Origin of the sequence: Pseudomonas sp. 21615526, from assembly GCF_013386245.1 — a bacterium.
GTDB lineage: Bacteria > Pseudomonadota > Gammaproteobacteria > Pseudomonadales > Pseudomonadaceae > Aquipseudomonas.
Map to the genome: position 1 here is coordinate 23,321 of NZ_JACAOM010000050.1, position 15,348 is coordinate 38,668.

The 15,348-nt window shown below is 62.4% G+C and carries 12 protein-coding genes; 6 read left to right on the forward strand and 6 right to left on the reverse strand.

The genetic code is table 11. From position 1 onward, the window contains the following. The first annotated feature begins 9 nt into the window (after positions 1 to 9). From HX786_RS15555 to HX786_RS15575, 5 genes are all read left to right on the forward strand, one after another. Positions 10 to 924 (forward strand): PLP-dependent cysteine synthase family protein, encoded by a 915-nt coding sequence (locus HX786_RS15555; protein WP_043225528.1) that lies wholly within the window; start codon positions 10 to 12, stop codon positions 922 to 924. 22 nt (positions 925 to 946) lie between these two features. After that, the gene (locus HX786_RS15560; RefSeq protein WP_003214992.1) at positions 947 to 1,939 is read left to right on the forward strand and encodes a serine O-acetyltransferase; all 993 of its coding nucleotides are present in this window, start codon (positions 947 to 949) and stop codon (positions 1,937 to 1,939) included. Positions 1,940 to 1,941: 2 nt separating this feature from the next. Further along, positions 1,942 to 2,670: an alanyl-tRNA editing protein gene (locus HX786_RS15565; protein WP_003214990.1), complete on the forward strand. Its 729-nt coding sequence runs from the start codon at positions 1,942 to 1,944 to the stop codon at positions 2,668 to 2,670. Between the two features lie 227 nt (positions 2,671 to 2,897). Continuing rightward, complete coding sequence (locus tag HX786_RS15570; RefSeq protein ID WP_003214988.1) at positions 2,898 to 4,643, forward strand: ABC transporter permease subunit; 1,746 nt, start codon at positions 2,898 to 2,900, stop codon at positions 4,641 to 4,643. Between the two features lie 14 nt (positions 4,644 to 4,657). After that, positions 4,658 to 5,980, forward strand: a complete 1,323-nt coding sequence (locus HX786_RS15575; RefSeq protein ID WP_178912307.1) for an AAA-associated domain-containing protein — start codon at positions 4,658 to 4,660, stop codon at positions 5,978 to 5,980. A gap of 113 nt (positions 5,981 to 6,093) precedes the next feature. Here the strand turns inward: HX786_RS15575 and prpD are convergent, their stop codons facing one another. The 6 genes from prpD to HX786_RS15605 all read right to left on the reverse strand — a co-directional run bounded on the left by prpD (position 6,094) and on the right by HX786_RS15605 (position 14,540). Continuing rightward, positions 6,094 to 7,578 (reverse strand): 2-methylcitrate dehydratase, encoded by a 1,485-nt coding sequence (gene prpD, locus HX786_RS15580; RefSeq protein WP_178912308.1) that lies wholly within the window; start codon positions 7,576 to 7,578, stop codon positions 6,094 to 6,096. Between the two features lie 161 nt (positions 7,579 to 7,739). Continuing rightward, positions 7,740 to 8,930, reverse strand: a complete 1,191-nt coding sequence (prpF, locus tag HX786_RS15585; RefSeq protein WP_178912309.1) for a 2-methylaconitate cis-trans isomerase PrpF — start codon at positions 8,928 to 8,930, stop codon at positions 7,740 to 7,742. A 42-nt stretch (positions 8,931 to 8,972) separates the two neighbouring features. Then, a complete protein-coding gene (gene acnD, locus HX786_RS15590; RefSeq protein WP_134325935.1) occupies positions 8,973 to 11,567 on the reverse strand; it encodes a Fe/S-dependent 2-methylisocitrate dehydratase AcnD in 2,595 nt (864 codons plus the stop codon). Positions 11,568 to 11,768: 201 nt separating this feature from the next. Continuing rightward, entirely contained in the window at positions 11,769 to 12,896 is a 1,128-nt protein-coding gene (gene prpC, locus HX786_RS15595) for a 2-methylcitrate synthase (protein ID WP_008432675.1), read from the reverse strand. A gap of 40 nt (positions 12,897 to 12,936) precedes the next feature. Then, complete coding sequence (prpB, locus tag HX786_RS15600) at positions 12,937 to 13,830, reverse strand: methylisocitrate lyase (RefSeq protein WP_003214976.1); 894 nt, start codon at positions 13,828 to 13,830, stop codon at positions 12,937 to 12,939. Beyond that, positions 13,827 to 14,540 (reverse strand): GntR family transcriptional regulator, encoded by a 714-nt coding sequence (locus tag HX786_RS15605; protein ID WP_008432676.1) that lies wholly within the window; start codon positions 14,538 to 14,540, stop codon positions 13,827 to 13,829. The genes prpB and HX786_RS15605 overlap by 4 nt, the downstream gene beginning before the upstream one ends. A 272-nt stretch (positions 14,541 to 14,812) precedes the next feature. Between HX786_RS15605 and HX786_RS15610 the strand changes: the two genes are divergently transcribed. Then, positions 14,813 to 15,346 (forward strand): ATP-dependent zinc protease, encoded by a 534-nt coding sequence (locus HX786_RS15610; protein WP_023659091.1) that lies wholly within the window; start codon positions 14,813 to 14,815, stop codon positions 15,344 to 15,346. Positions 15,347 to 15,348 lie beyond the last annotated feature (2 nt).

Here is a 15,348-nt window from a genome sequence, read left to right on the forward strand (position 1 = left end):
TCTTACTTGATGTTGCATAACTCGATACTCGACGCCATTGGCCAAACGCCCATCGTGCGCCTGGAACAGTTTTCCGAAGACCTCGGCATCGAGGTCTACGCCAAGCTGGAATCCCTCAACCCCGGCGGTAGCCACAAGGCACGCATCGCCCTGGGCATGATCCTCGACGCCGAGCGCCGGGGCATTCTGATTCGTGGCTCAGGGCAAACCATCATTGAGCCCAGCGGCGGCAACACCGGCATCGGCCTGGTGATGGCCGGTAACGTGCTGGGCTACAAAGTGGTGCTGGTGATCCCCGACAACTACAGCCCCGAGAAGCAGAAACTGCTGCGCCTGTACGGCGCCAGGGTGGTGCTGTCGGACAGCCGCCTGGGCAACAATTCCCACGGCGAAAAGTGCATGGAGCTGCAGCTGGAAAACCCCAGCTACGTGATGCTCAACCAGCAGCGCAACGGCGCCAACCCGCAGACCCACCGTGACACCACCGCCCGGGAAATCATCCGCGCCTTCGGCGAGCTGCGTGTGGACTACTTCGTCAGCGGCATCGGCACCGGGGGCCATATCACCGGCATCGGCGAAACCCTCAAGAGCACCTGGCCGGCGATCCGCGTGATGGGGGTGGAGCCGGAAGAGTGCGACCTGCTCAGCGACCGCCATGCGCCGCACCATATCCAGGGCCTGTCGATCGGCTTGATCCCGAGCATTCTCAACGTCGCGATCATTGACGGAATGCTCAAGGTGTCGCGCCAGGAATGCCTCGACATGATCAAACGCATCATGCGCACCGACGCCATCAGCCTCGGGCTGTCGTCGGCCGCCAACATGGTAGCCATCGCCAAGCTGGCGCCGGAGCTGCCCACCGACACCGTCGTGCTGACCATGGTCTACGACAGTGCCGACAGCTATCTGCCCTGTTTTGAATAACAACTATTGCGGGGGTGCCTCCATGGGGGGCTTTATCGACATGCAACAACTGCACGATGAGTTGCTCACCCACCTCATCACCACGCTTACGCCTGCGCAGCTGAAGCAGCTGGAGGCGCATCTCGCGCCGCTGATCCAGGCGGCGGCCCAGGCGGTGGCCGAAGACCTGATCGCCTATGCCTGGCGCGACCCGGCGTCCCGTGGGCGCGGAGAGCTGATCCTGGAGTCCTACGCCTCGTTCAAGGCCGTGCTGTATTACCGCCTGGCGCACCTGGTGTGGAATTTCCCGGACAAGAACAACGGCGTGTTTTCCGCCATCGCCCTGAAGCTGAGCAACCAGGGCAAGATCCTGTCCGGCGCCGAAATTCACCCCGCGGCGCGGATCGGCCGGCGCTTTGTGCTGGACCACGGTTACGGCACGGTCATCGGTGAAACCTGCGAGATCGGCAACGACTGCTACATCCTCTGCGGCGTGACTCTCGGCGCCCGGGGCATCGCCAACAACCCGGACGGCAAGCGCCACCCGCGGCTGGGCAACAACGTGGAAGTCGGCTCCGGCGCGCGGGTGCTCGGTTACGTGCTGATCGGTGACAACGTGTTCATCAGTCCGTCCTGCGTGATCACCCAGGACGTGCCGGCCGGCACCAAGGTCAAGGTGGTCAACCAGATCCAGTTGCAGAAAAACGATGAGTCGGACCACAGCAATTACCTCGGCGCGTTTGCCCTCGACGAACGCCTGCACGTGGTGGGCGAAGTCAACGCCAGCCACAAGGTGACGGTATTGGACGCTGACTTTCATCCCCTGCCCGGCCTGCTGCTGGAGCCGACAGTCAAGGAACGTCATCACCTGCAATTCCGCCTGCGGCACATCGAAACCAACGCCTACCCGCCGCGCCTGCCGCTGAACCTGAAAGTGACCGGGCCCGAATTTGAAATCACCCTGCTATCTCCTCCTGGCTTGAGCGCGATGGTTCGTCGCCTGCTGCAAGCCAGCCCACTGATCGTCGGAGGTTGAACATGTCCGTGCACACCATGGAAACCCTCGCGCTGTTCGACAGCGCGCCTTACCAGAATGCCTTCAGTGCGCGGGTGATTGCCGTCAGCGAACAGGGAATCGCCCTGGAGCACACGCTGTTCTACCCCACCGGCGGCGGCCAACCGGGGGACACCGGTCATTTCATCCTGCCCGACGGCAGCCGCGTCGACATCACCGGCACCGTGCGTGACCCGGTGCTGCGCTCGATCATCTGGCACCAGGTAGAACACTGCCCCGAGCAACTGGCCGCCGGGATGCAGGTAGACGCCAGCCTGGACTGGGAACGTCGCTACCAGCACATGAAAATGCACACCTGCCTGCACCTCCTGTGCTCGATCATCGACGCTCCGGTGACCGGTTGCAGCATCGGCGCCGACAAGGGCCGCCTGGATTTCGACCTGCCGGAAATGACCCTCGACAAAGAGACCATCACCCGTGACCTCAATGCCTTGATCGAACAGGCTCATGGGGTGAAAACCCTGTCCATGCCCGCCTCGGAGTATTCAACCCTGCTGCAGATCACTCGCACCCAGGCGGTGGCGCCACCGGTCATCCAGGGGGCAGTACGGGTGATTGAAATCGCCGGGATCGATATCCAGCCCTGCGGCGGCACCCATGTGACCAATACCGAGGAAATCGGCCGGGTGTTCTGCGAAAAAATCGAGAAGAAGAGCAAACACAATCGCAGGGTGATCCTGCGGTTTGAATAACCGCCGAGCGACGACCGGGGCGCCGACGCCCTAGTCGCCGTTCGTACAGGAAACTGACAGCAAATTTATGCGCTTGTAACATTCAGAAACGTACAATCCCGCCAGCAACGCCTCGTTGCCCCTGACTCGCGAAAACAGCGCCCGCCCTTCTCGGTGGGTCATTCGTGCAGCAGCTAAGCTCACTCCCATCACGCCCCTGAACCTGAACGCTGCAGGAATGACTGCCTATGAAAAGAGTGTTCCGTCACTACATCCCTGCATCCACATTGCGCTTGCTACCCAACCGCTGGGATTTGGTCGCCCTGCCCCTGGTGATCGGCTTTTTACTGTTTTTCTCCATCACTGCGCGGGAAACCTGGGCGCCTATCGCCACCCTGCAGAGTGAAGTGATCTCGCTGGACCCGGCCAACCTGCCGGAATACGCGATGCGCACCACGATGCGCATGCTGGCGGCGATGGTTGCAGCGCTGGTGTTCACCCTGTTGTACGGCACCCTGGCCGCCAAAAGCCGGCGCGCCGAGAAACTGCTGGTGCCCGTGCTCGACATCCTGCAATCAGTACCAGTGCTGGGTTACATCTCGTTCACAGTGACGTTCTTCCTGCTGCTGTTCCCCGGGCGTGTGCTCGGCGCGGAGTTCGCGGCCATCTTTGCGATTTTCACCAGCCAGGCCTGGAACATGACGTTCAGCTTCTACCAGTCGCTGCGCATGCTGCCCCATGACCTGGTGGAAGTGTCGACCAACCTGCGACTTTCCGGTTGGCAGCGGTTCTGGAAGCTCGACGTGCCCTTCGCCATGCCCGGGCTGGTGTGGAACATGATGATGAGCATGTCCGGCGGCTGGTTTTTCGTGGTCGCCTCCGAGGCCATTACCGTCGGTGACAAGACCATCACCTTGCCGGGCGTGGGCTCATACCTGGCCCTGGCGATTGCCCAGAAAGACCTGCACGCCGTGGGCTACGTGATCCTGGCGATGATTGTGGTCATCCTGATGTACGACCAGTTCCTGTTCCGCCCACTGGTGGCCTGGGCCGACAAGTTCCGCATGGAAACCACCGCCTCCCAGGGTGCCGCGCCGCAATCCTGGCTGCTGAACCTGATCCAGCGCACGCGCATCGTCCAGCGCATCCTGCGGCCTGTCACCCGCGCCATCAGCCGCATTGGCAACAAGCGCTTCAGCCTCGCGGGCGGTGCACTCAAGGCGCTGCCGGCAGAAACCCCGAAAGCGTCAAAAGTGATCGACTGGGTATGGGGCGCACTCATCGCGCTGCTGGCCGCTTATGCGCTGTACCACATCGTGCAGTACGTCGGCACCGAAGTGACCCTGGCCGAAGTCGGCCATGTATTCGTGCTAGGGCTGATCACGTTGTTGCGGGTGGTCGGCCTGATCCTGATCGCCTCGCTGATCTGGGTGCCGCTGGGCGTGATGATCGGCTTGCGCCCTGCGCTTGCGGAAAAAATCCAGCCGCTGGCGCAGTTCCTTGCGGCCTTCCCGGCGAACCTGCTGTTCCCGGTGTTCGTCATCGTGATCCTGCACTACAACCTCAACCCGGATATCTGGCTGAGCCCGCTGATTGTGCTGGGCACCCAGTGGTACATCCTGTTCAACGTGATCGCCGGAGCCAGCGCGTTCCCGAATGACTTCAAGGAAGCCGCCGCCAACTTCCGCATTCGCGGCTGGTTGTGGTGGCGCAAGGTGATGCTGCCGGGGATTTTCCCGTACTACGTCACCGGCGCCATTACCGCCTCGGGCGGTGCCTGGAACGCCAGTATCGTGTCCGAGTACGTGTCCTGGGGCCACGACAACGTGGTCGCCCACGGGCTGGGCGCCTACATCGCACAAACCACCGCGGCCGGCGACTTCCCGAAGATCGCTCTGGGCGTGGTGGTGATGTCGATCTTCGTGGTGGCGTTCAACCGCGCTGTGTGGCGGCCGATGTACGCCATGGCTGAAAACAAACTTCGTCTGAATTGATGGGACTCGCTGTGATGACTACCTATACCGAGCATGCCGCCGACACTCCGGAAATCTACTCGTTGAAAAACGTGAACCGGGTGTTCGGCAAAGGTAAAGACGAGCTGCAAGTCCTCAGCGGCGTGAACTTGAGCCTGCACGAAGGCGAGATTGTCGGCATGCTCGGCCGGTCCGGCTCGGGCAAGTCGACCTTGCTGCGCATCATCGCCGGGCTGATCCAGCCGTCGTCGGGCGAAGTGCGCTACAACGGCGCGCCACTCAACGGCCCGGCCGAAGGCGTGGCCATGGTGTTCCAGACCTTCGCACTGTTCCCGTGGCTGACCGTGCTGGAAAACGTTGAAGCAGGCCTGCAAGCCTTGCAGGTCGAACGCAAGGAAACCCGCAGGCGCGCCCTGGCGGCCATCGACCTGATCGGCCTGGACGGTTTTGAAAACGCCTACCCGCGCGAACTGTCCGGCGGCATGCGCCAACGCGTGGGTTTCGCCCGCGGGCTGGTGGTGAACCCGACCCTGCTGCTGATGGACGAACCGTTCTCGGCGCTGGATGTACTCACCGCCGAAACCCTGCGCACCGACCTGCTGGATCTGTGGAGCGGCAAGCAACTGCCGATCAAGTCGATCCTGATCGTGACCCACAACATCGAAGAAGCGGTGCTGATGTGCGACCGCATCCTGGTGCTGTCGTCCAACCCTGGCCGGGTGGTGGCCGAGATCAAGGTGCCGTTTGCACACCCGCGCAACCGCCTGGACCCGACCTTCCGGCAAATGGTCGACGACATCTACGCCCTGATGACCGACCGCCGCAGCGCCGACGCGAGCAGAGGTTTGCCTGAGCTGAAAATGGGCAGCCTGTTGCCGGAAGTCTCCACCAACCTGATGGCTGGCCTGATCGAAACCCTGGCCGCCGAGCCCTACAATGGCCACGCCGGCCTGCCTACCGTGGCTGAACGGCGTTTGCTGGAAGTCGACGATCTGTTCCCGGTGGCGGAGATGCTTGAGCATTTGGGCTTCGCCGAACTCAAGGGTGCCGATATCACCCTGACCGATGCCGGCAAACTGTTCGCCGACTACGGCACCCAGGAGCGTAAAACCCTGTTCGCCGAACACTTGATCCGCCACGTGCCATTGGCCGCGCGCATTCACCAGGTGTTGCTTGAGCGCAGCGGCCACCGGGCGCCACGGGTGCGCTTCGAGCAGGAACTGGAAGACTCGATGACGGAAGCCTTTGTGGAGAAAACCCTGGAAAGCGTGGTGGCCTGGGGGCGGTATGCGGAGATCTTCTCCTATGACGACCATACCGAGACGTTCAGCCTGGATGATGTGGAAGGCAGCATGTAGGTTTAATGTGGGAGCGGGCTTGCTCGCGAATGCGGTGGATCAGCCATATATGTATTGGCTGACACTCCGCATTCGCGAGCAAGCCCGCTCCCACATTTGACCAGTGGTGTTCTTCAGATGACGAACAGGTCCACAAACCGGTTTACCGGAGTGGCCTCAAGCCGTGCCTGATCCTTGCACAGCGCAAAAATCTCGGCACTGCGCTGCGCGGTAAACCGGGTCGCCAGGTTGGCCTTGAACTTGTCTTCCAGCAACGGAATGCCATCCACCCGACGGCGACGGTGGCCAATCGGGTATTCCACGGCCACCTGTTCGGTGCTGGAACCATCCTTGAAGAACACCTGCACCGCATTGGCGATGGAGCGCTTGTCGGCCTCCAGGTATTCGCGGCTGTAGCGCGGCTCCTCGACGATGACCATCTTTTCGCGCAGCTCATCGATGATCGGATGGGCCGCGTGGAATTCATCTTCGTATTGCTCGGCCACCAGGTTGCCAAACGCCAGCGGTACAGCGGTCATGTACTGGAGGCAATGATCGCGGTCCGCCGCGTTGGCCAACTGCCCGACCTTGGAGATGATCCGGATCGCCGACTCGTGGGTGGTGATGACAATCCTGTCGATCTCATGCAGGCGGTGCTTCACCTGTGGGTGCAGGGTGACTGCTGCCTCGCAGGCGGTTTGTGCGTGGAACTCGGCGGGGAAGCTGATCTTGAACAGTACGTTCTCCATCACATACGTGCCGTAGGGCTGCGACAGGCTGAAGGCGCGCTTGTCTTCGGGCTTGAGCGCCAGGTCCTTGTTGGTGTGGCTGAACAGCACGTCATAGAAGCCCCACTGCGGCGCGCTCAACACACCGGGAATGCCCATCTCGTCGCGCATGGCGATATCCGCCAGGCGCACCCCGCGACTCGACGCGTCCCCCGCCGCCCACGACTTGCGCGAACCGGCGTTCGGCGCATGACGGTAAGTACGCAATGCCTGGCCATCGACAAACGCCTGGGACAGGGCCGACAGCAGTTGCTCACGGTTGGCGCCCATCAGCTTGGCGGTGACGGCGGTGGAGGCGACTTTCACCAGCAGCACGTGGTCAAGGCCGACACGGTTGAAGGAGTTTTCCAGGGCAATCACACCCTGGATTTCGTGGGCCATGATCATCGCCTCAAGCACTGCCCGCACGGTCAGCGGTGCGTCGCCGTTGGCCACGCGTTTTTGCGAGAGATGGTCGGCGACCGCGAGGATGCCACCGAGGTTATCGGAAGGGTGACCCCATTCGGCGGCAAGCCAGGTGTCGTTGTAGTCGAGCCAGCGCACGATGCAGCCGATGTCCCATGCGGCCTTGACCGGGTCCAGGCGGAACGAGGTGCCCGGCACCCGTGCGCCGAACGGCACCACCGTGCCTTCGACGATCGGCCCCAGGTGCTTGGTGCACTCCGGGAAACGCAGGGCCAGCAGGCCGCAACCGAGGGTATCCATCAGGCAGTTGCGGGCGGTGTCGAGGGCATCGCGGGATTCGATCCTGAAACTCAGTACGTAGTCGGCGATGTCCTGCAGGACCTGGTCGTAGTCGGGGCGGTTGTTCTGGTCGACGTTGGCGCTCATGGCAGTACTCCAAAGTGGGTTAGGTGTGGTCCATCCTCAGGGTCAGGGTGATCGTTCCCACGCTCTGCGTGGGAACGCCGCCTTGGACGCTCTGCGTCCCGTAAAAGGGTGACGCAGAGCGTCACGGGATGCATTCCCACGCAGAGCGTGGGAATGATCGGTTAGAAAGAGTCGCCGGGGACGCGTACGAACCCTTCCATCAACACTCGCGCACTGCGGCTCATGATGGCTTTTTTCACGACCCATTCACCGTCGACCTGGCTGGCCTCGGCGCCTACGCGCAACGTCCCGGAGGGATGCCCGAACCGCACTGCATTACGCTCCACGCCGCCCGCCGCCAAATTCACCAGCGTGCCGGAAATCGCCGCCGCCGTGCCAATCGCCACCGCCGCCGTGCCCATCATCGCGTGGTGCAACTTGCCCATGGACAGCGCCCGCACCAGCAGGTCGACATCACCCGCCCTGATCGCCTTGCCGCTGGACGCCACGTAGTCCGCAGGCCGCGCCACAAACGCCACCTTCGGCGTGTGCTGACGCTGGGCCGCTTCGTCCAGGTGTTTGATCAAGCCCATGCGCAGCGCACCATGGGCGCGGATGGTTTCAAACATCGCCAGGGCCTTGGGGTCGCCATTGATCGCGCCCTGCAACTCGGTGCCGGTGTAACCCAGGTCCTGGGCGTTGATGAAGATGGTGGGAATCCCGGCGTTGATCAGCGTCGCCTTGAATGTGCCGACACCCGGCACTTCCAGGTCATCCACCAGATTGCCGGTAGGGAACATCGAGCCACCGCCGCCCTCTTCTTCCGCCGCCGGGTCCATGAATTCCAACTGCACCTCGGCGGCCGGGAAGGTCACGCCGTCGAGTTCGAAGTCGCCGGTTTCCTGCACCGCACCGTCGGTGATCGGTACGTGAGCGATGATGGTCTTGGCGATATTCGCCTGCCACACCCGCACCACGGCCACGCCGTTGTGCGGAATGCGCGCGGCATCTACCAGGCCGGCGCTGATGGCGAACGAACCCACCGCCGCCGACAGGTTGCCGCAGTTGCCGCTCCAGTCCACGAACGGTTTGTCGATGGACACCTGGCCGAACAGGTAATCCACGTCGTGATCGGCGCGGGTGCTTTTGGCCAGGATCACGGTTTTGCTGGTGCTGGAAGTCGCGCCGCCCATGCCGTCGATTTGCTTGTCATACGGGTCGGGGCTGCCGATCACCCGCAACAACAACGCATCCCGCGCCGTGCCCGGCACCTGGGCCGACTCGGGCAAATCCTTGAGGCTGAAAAACACGCCTTTACTGGTGCCGCCACGCATGTAGGTGGCGGGAATCTTGATCTGCGGTACGTGTGCCATGGTGGTCCTCATGGGCCGGGGCGTTGACCCCGGCCGCAGTTATCAGGCAGTTACAGCCGATTCCAGGAAGTCCTGGGCAAAACGTTGCAACACGCCGCCCGCCTCGTAGATCGACACTTCTTCAGCCGTGTCCAGCCGGCAGGTCACCGGCACCTCGACACGCTCGCCGTTCTTGCGGTTGATCAGCAACGTCAGTTGCGCACGCGGGGTGCGTTCGCCGATCACGTCGTAGGTTTCCGTGCCGTCGATCTTCAGGGTCTTGCGGTCGGTGCCCGGCAGGAACTCCAGCGGCAGCACGCCCATGCCCACCAGGTTGGTGCGGTGGATGCGCTCGAAACCTTCGGCGGCAATCGCTTCAACACCGGCCAGGCGTACGCCCTTGGCCGCCCAGTCCCGGGACGAACCCTGGCCGTAGTCGGCGCCGGCAATGATGATCAGCGGCTGCTTGCGCTCCATGTAGGTTTCGATGGCTTCCCACATGCGCGTGACCTTGCCTTCCGGCTCCAGGCGCGCCAGCGAACCCTGTTTGACCTTGCCGTCTTCAACCACCATTTCATTGAACAGTTTCGGGTTGGCGAAGGTGGCGCGCTGCGCGGTCAAGTGGTCGCCACGATGGGTCGCGTAAGAGTTGAAGTCGACTTCCGGCAGGCCCATTTTCGCCAGGTATTCGCCGGCGGCGCTGCCCGGCATGATCGCGTTGGACGGCGACAGGTGATCGGTAGTGATGTTGTCCGGCAGCACCGCCAGCGGGCGCATGCCCTTGAGCGGACGTGCACCGGCCAGGGCACCTTCCCAGTACGGCGGGCGACGGATGTAGGTGCTCTGCGGGCGCCAGTCGTACAGCGGCGTGACCTTCGGGCCGGTGTCTTCGTGGATCGCGAACATCGGGATGTACACCTGGCGAAACTGCTCCGGCTTGACCGACGCCTTGACCACCGCGTCGATTTCTTCGTCGCTTGGCCAGATGTCCTTGAGGCGGATTTCCTTGCCGTTGGCGTCCAGGCCCAGCACGTCTTTTTCGATGTCGAAACGGATGGTGCCGGCAATCGCATAGGCCACCACCAGCGGCGGCGACGCGAGGAACGCTTGCTTGGCGTACGGGTGGATACGGCCGTCGAAGTTGCGGTTACCCGAAAGCACGGCGGTGGCGTACAGGTCGCGGTCGATGATCTCTTGCTGGATCACCGGGTCGAGTGCGCCGGACATGCCGTTGCAGGTGGTGCAGGCGAACGCCACGACACCAAAACCGAGTTGCTCCAGTTCGGTGGTCAGCCCGGCTTCGTCGAGGTACATCGCGACGGTTTTCGAACCCGGTGCCAGGGACGACTTGACCCACGGCTTGCGGGCCAGGCCGAGCTTGTTGGCATTGCGTGCCAGCAGGCCGGCGGCAATCACGTTGCGCGGGTTGCTGGTGTTGGTGCAACTGGTGATGGCCGCGATGATCACCGCGCCGTCGGGCATTTGCCCCGGCACGTCATCCCACTGGCCGGAGATGCCCTTGGCCGCCAGGTCGCTGGTGGCGACGCGGGCGTGGGGGTTGCTCGGGCCGGCCATGTTGCGCACCACCGAGGACAAATCGAAGCTCAGGCCACGCTCGTATTGCGCGCCCTTGAGGTCGTCCGCCCACAGGCCGGTGTGGCGAGCGTACTGCTCCACCAGGGTGACTTGCTCGTCTTCACGGCCGGTGAGCTTGAGGTAGGCGATGGTCTGTTGGTCGATGTAAAACATCGCGGCGGTGGCGCCATATTCCGGGGCCATGTTGGAGATGGTGGCACGGTCGCCCAGAGTCAGCGCCGAAGCACCTTCACCGAAGAACTCCAGCCACGCACCGACAACTTTCTGCTTGCGCAGGAACTCGGTCAGCGCCAGCACCATGTCGGTGGCGGTGATGCCCGGTTGCAGCTTGCCCGTCAGCTCCACGCCAACACTTTCCGGCAGGCGCATCCACGAAGCGCGGCCGAGCATCACGCTCTCTGCTTCAAGGCCGCCAACGCCGATGGCGATCACGCCCAAGGCATCAACGTGAGGCGTGTGGCTGTCGGTGCCGACGCAGGTATCCGGGAAGGCCACGCCGTCACGTACCTGGATCACCGGAGACATTTTCTCCAGGTTGATCTGGTGCATGATGCCGTTGCCCGGCGGGATCACGTCGACGTTCTTGAAAGCCTTTTTGGTCCACTCGATAAAGTGGAAACGGTCTTCGTTGCGACGGTCTTCGATGGCGCGATTTTTCTCGAACGCCTGCGGGTCAAAACCACCGGCTTCGACGGCCAGGGAGTGGTCGACGATCAGTTGGGTCGGCACCACCGGGTTGACCTGGGCCGGGTCACCGCCTTGCAGGGCGATGGCGTCGCGCAGGCCGGCAAGGTCCACCAGGGCGGTCTGGCCGAGGATGTCGTGGCATACCACGCGGGCCGGGAACCATGGGAAATCGAGGTCGCGCTTGCGTTCGATCAGTTGGCTCAAGGAGGCATTGAGGGTTGCGGGGTCGCAGCGACGCACCAGGTTTTCCGCGAGTACGCGGGAGGTGTACGGCAGTGTGGCGTAGGCGCCGGGGGTGATTGCATCGACCGCCGCGCGGGCGTCAAAGAAATCAAGGCGGCTGCCGGGGAGCGGTTTGCGGTGTTCAGTGTTCATCGTCAGGACTCGGTCACGGTAGTTGCAAAAGGAAGAACCGGTGCTGATCCAAGGTGGAATGCGATCAAAATGTGGGAGCGGGCTTGCTCGCGAAAGCGGTGTGTCATGCAACACACATGGCGACTGTCACACCGCCTTCGCGAGCAAGCCCGCTCCCACATTTTTGATCCGGTTTCACCCCAAGATCAGCGGTTTCTCCACTCAGCGACGTTCGATTGGCACGAACTTGCGCTGCTCAACGCCGATGTACTCGGCGCTCGGACGGATGATGCGGTTGTTGGCTCGCTGCTCGAACACGTGAGCTGCCCATCCTGTAAGCCGCGAGCAGACGAAAATCGGGGTGAACAGCTTCGTCGGGATGCCCATGAAGTGGTACGCCGAGGCATGGTAGAAGTCGGCGTTGGGGAACAGTTTCTTCTGCTCCCACATGGTCTTGTCGATGGCTTCGGAAACCGGGAACAGCACGGTGTCGCCCACTTCGTCCGCGAGTTTTTTCGACCAGGCCTTGATCACTTCATTACGCGGGTCGCTGTCTTTATAGATCGCGTGGCCAAAGCCCATGATCTTGTCCTTGCGCGCCAGCATGCCGAGGGTGCCTTCCACCGCTTCCTGGGCGGAAGAGAAACGCTCGATCATCTCCATCGCCGCTTCGTTGGCACCACCGTGCAACGGGCCACGCAGGGAGCCGATGGCGGCGGTGACGCAGGAATACAGGTCCGACAGGGTCGACGCACACACGCGGGCGGTGAAGGTCGAGGCGTTGAATTCGTGCTCGGCGTAGAGAATCAGCGACACGTTCATCACCTTGACGTGCAAGTCGCTGGGCTTCTTGTCGTGCAGCAGGTGCAGGAAGTGCCCGCCGATGGACGGCTCGTCGGTCACGCAGTTGATGCGCTGGCCGTCGTGGCTGAAGCGGTACCAGTAGCACATGATCGCCGGGAACGCGGCCAGCAGGCGGTCGGTCACGTCGCGCTGCACGGAGAAGTCTTTCTCCGGCTCGATGTTGCCCAGGAACGAGCAGCCGGTGCGCATCACGTCCATCGGGTGCGCGTCGGCGGGGATGCGTTCCAGCACTTCTTTCAGCGCCTGGGGCAGGTCGCGCAGTTTGCCGAGCTTGGCGGTGTAGGCGGCCAGTTCGGCTTTGGTCGGCAGTTCGCCGTAGAGCAGCAGGTAGGCGACTTCTTCAAACTGGGCATCGGCGGCGAGTTCGCGCACGTCGTAGCCGCGATAGGTCAAGCCGGCACCGGCCTGGCCCACGGTGGACAGTGCGGTTTGCCCGGCAACCTGGCCACGCAGGCCAGCTCCACTGAGTACTTTTGCTTCGGCCATGGTTATCTCCAATCTTGTAGTTATTAGTGAGGCGCTCGCGTTACTTCTTGGCGGCGAACAGCGCGTCGAGCTTCTGCTCGAAGGTGTGGTAGTCGATGCGATCGTAAAGCTCCATGCGGGTTTGCATGGTGTCGATCACGTTCTGCTGGGTGCCGTCGCGACGGATCGCGGTGTAGACGTTCTCGGCCGCCTTGTTCATGGCGCGGAAGGCCGAGAGCGGGTACAGGACGATGGAAACATCCGCAGATTTCAGTTGATCGACGGTATAGAGAGGTGTCGCACCGAATTCGGTGATGTTGGCCAGGATCGGTGCTTTCACCCGGGAGGCGAACAGCTTGTACATCTCAAGCTCAGTGATGGCTTCCGGGAAGACCATGTCGGCGCCGGCCTCGATGCAGGCGGCGGCACGTTCCAGGGCGGATTCCAAACCTTCCACGGCCAGTGCGTCGGTGCGGGCCATGATCACGAAACTGTCATCGGTACGCGCATCCACCGCAGCCTTGATGCGGTCGACCATTTCCTGCTGGGACACGATTTCTTTGTTCGGGCGATGGCCGCAACGCTTGGCGCCCACCTGGTCTTCGATATGGATCGCCGCCGCGCCGAACTTGATCATCGACTTGACGGTGCGCGCCACGTTGAACGCGGAGGAGCCGAAACCGGTGTCCACGTCCACCAGCAGCGGCAGGTCGCACACGTCGGTGATGCGGCGCACGTCCGTCAGCACGTCATCCAGGCCGGTGATGCCCAGGTCCGGCACACCGAGGGAGCCGGCAGCCACCCCGCCACCCGACAGGTAGATCGCCTTGAAGCCGGCGCGCTTGGCCAGCAGCGCATGGTTGGCGTTGATCGCGCCGACTACCTGCAACGGGTGCTCGCTGGCAACCGCGTCACGGAAACGCTGGCCTGGAGTGGTGTTGTTATTGGAACTCATGACTCACCTCGTGATTGGGGAGCGCCGTCCGGGAAGTGACGGGCAATGTTGCGTTTGGAGGCGCCGATATGCCGGCGCATCAACAACTCGGCCAGTTCACCGTCGCGATCGGCAATCGCGTCAAGAATGCGGTGATGCTCGGCAAAGGCCTGGCGTGGACGATTGGGGGTGGCGGAGAACTGGATGCGGTACATGCGCACCAACTGATACAGCTCGCCGCACAACATTTGGGTCAGGGTGCGATTACCGGCGCCTTGAATTATCCGGTAATGAAAATCGAAGTCGCCTTCCTGCTGGTAGTAGCCGACACCGGCCTGGAAGGCCGCATCGCGCTCGTGGGTGTGCAACACCTGGCGCAGCTCTTCGATCTCGGCGTCGGTCATGCGCTCGGCGGCCAGGCGGCAGGCCATGCCTTCCAGGGATTCGCGGATTTCGTAGAGTTCGATCAGTTCTTCATGGCTCAACGAGACCACTCGCGCGCCCACATGGGGGATGCGCACCAGCAGGCGCTGGCCTTCCAGGCGATGAATCGCCTCGCGCAGCGGGCCACGGCTGATGCCATAGGTGCGCGCCAGTTCCGGCTCGGAGATCTTGCTGCCGGGGGCGATTTCGCCCTTGACGATGGCGGCCTGGATACGCCGGAAGACGTTCTCGGACATGGTCTGGGAATCGTCTTGGGCCATCACTGGGGTTTCCAGTTGATCCAGCATATTGTCGACACCCTTAAAAGCAATGCCGCAAAAACTAGCCAATCAGCCCCGGATAGTCAAAGAATAAATACACATTGTCGACAATCGTCTAATAACCCGCCTTGCACTCTATCGGGGCATGGCCGGCTGCCAGCGCTGGCGCCAGAAAACCTTCATGTTAGAATGCCGGCCACTTTTGCCTCACATCCCTGGATGAAAAGGCGCACGAGGGAGCTTGCGCAGCAATGCCAGTCGCCTTGAATTGAACATCGCACTGCACCGCGTCAGGATTTATGAGACTCAAGCCCTTCCCCCTTTTGCTTCTACTGTTTATCCCGGGCCTTGGCGTTGCTGCCGAGAAGACCGTTTATGGACTCAATGAATACGCCAAGTTGGCCGGCATTGACCTGGAAGTGGCCGCCAAGCTCGACACCGGGGCCAAGACCGCGTCCTTGAGCGCCCGCGACATCAAGCGCTTCAAGCGCAACGGCGAGTCCTGGGTGCGCTTCTACCTGGCCATTGACACCGCACACTCCCACCCCATCGAGCGTCCCCTGGCCCGCGTGAGCAAGATCAAGCGCCGCGCCGGTGACTACGACCCCGATGAAGACAAGAACTACACCGCCCGTCCAGTCATCGCCCTGGACATCTGCATGGGCACCGCTTTACGCAGTATCGAAGTGAACTTGACTGACCGCAGCGCCTTCCAATACCCGCTGCTGATCGGCTCCGAAGCGCTGAAACGCTTTGATGCGCTGGTCGACCCCAGTCTTAAATACGCGGCGGGCAAACCTGCCTGCGCCTCCGACGCTCATACCGCTGAGTAATT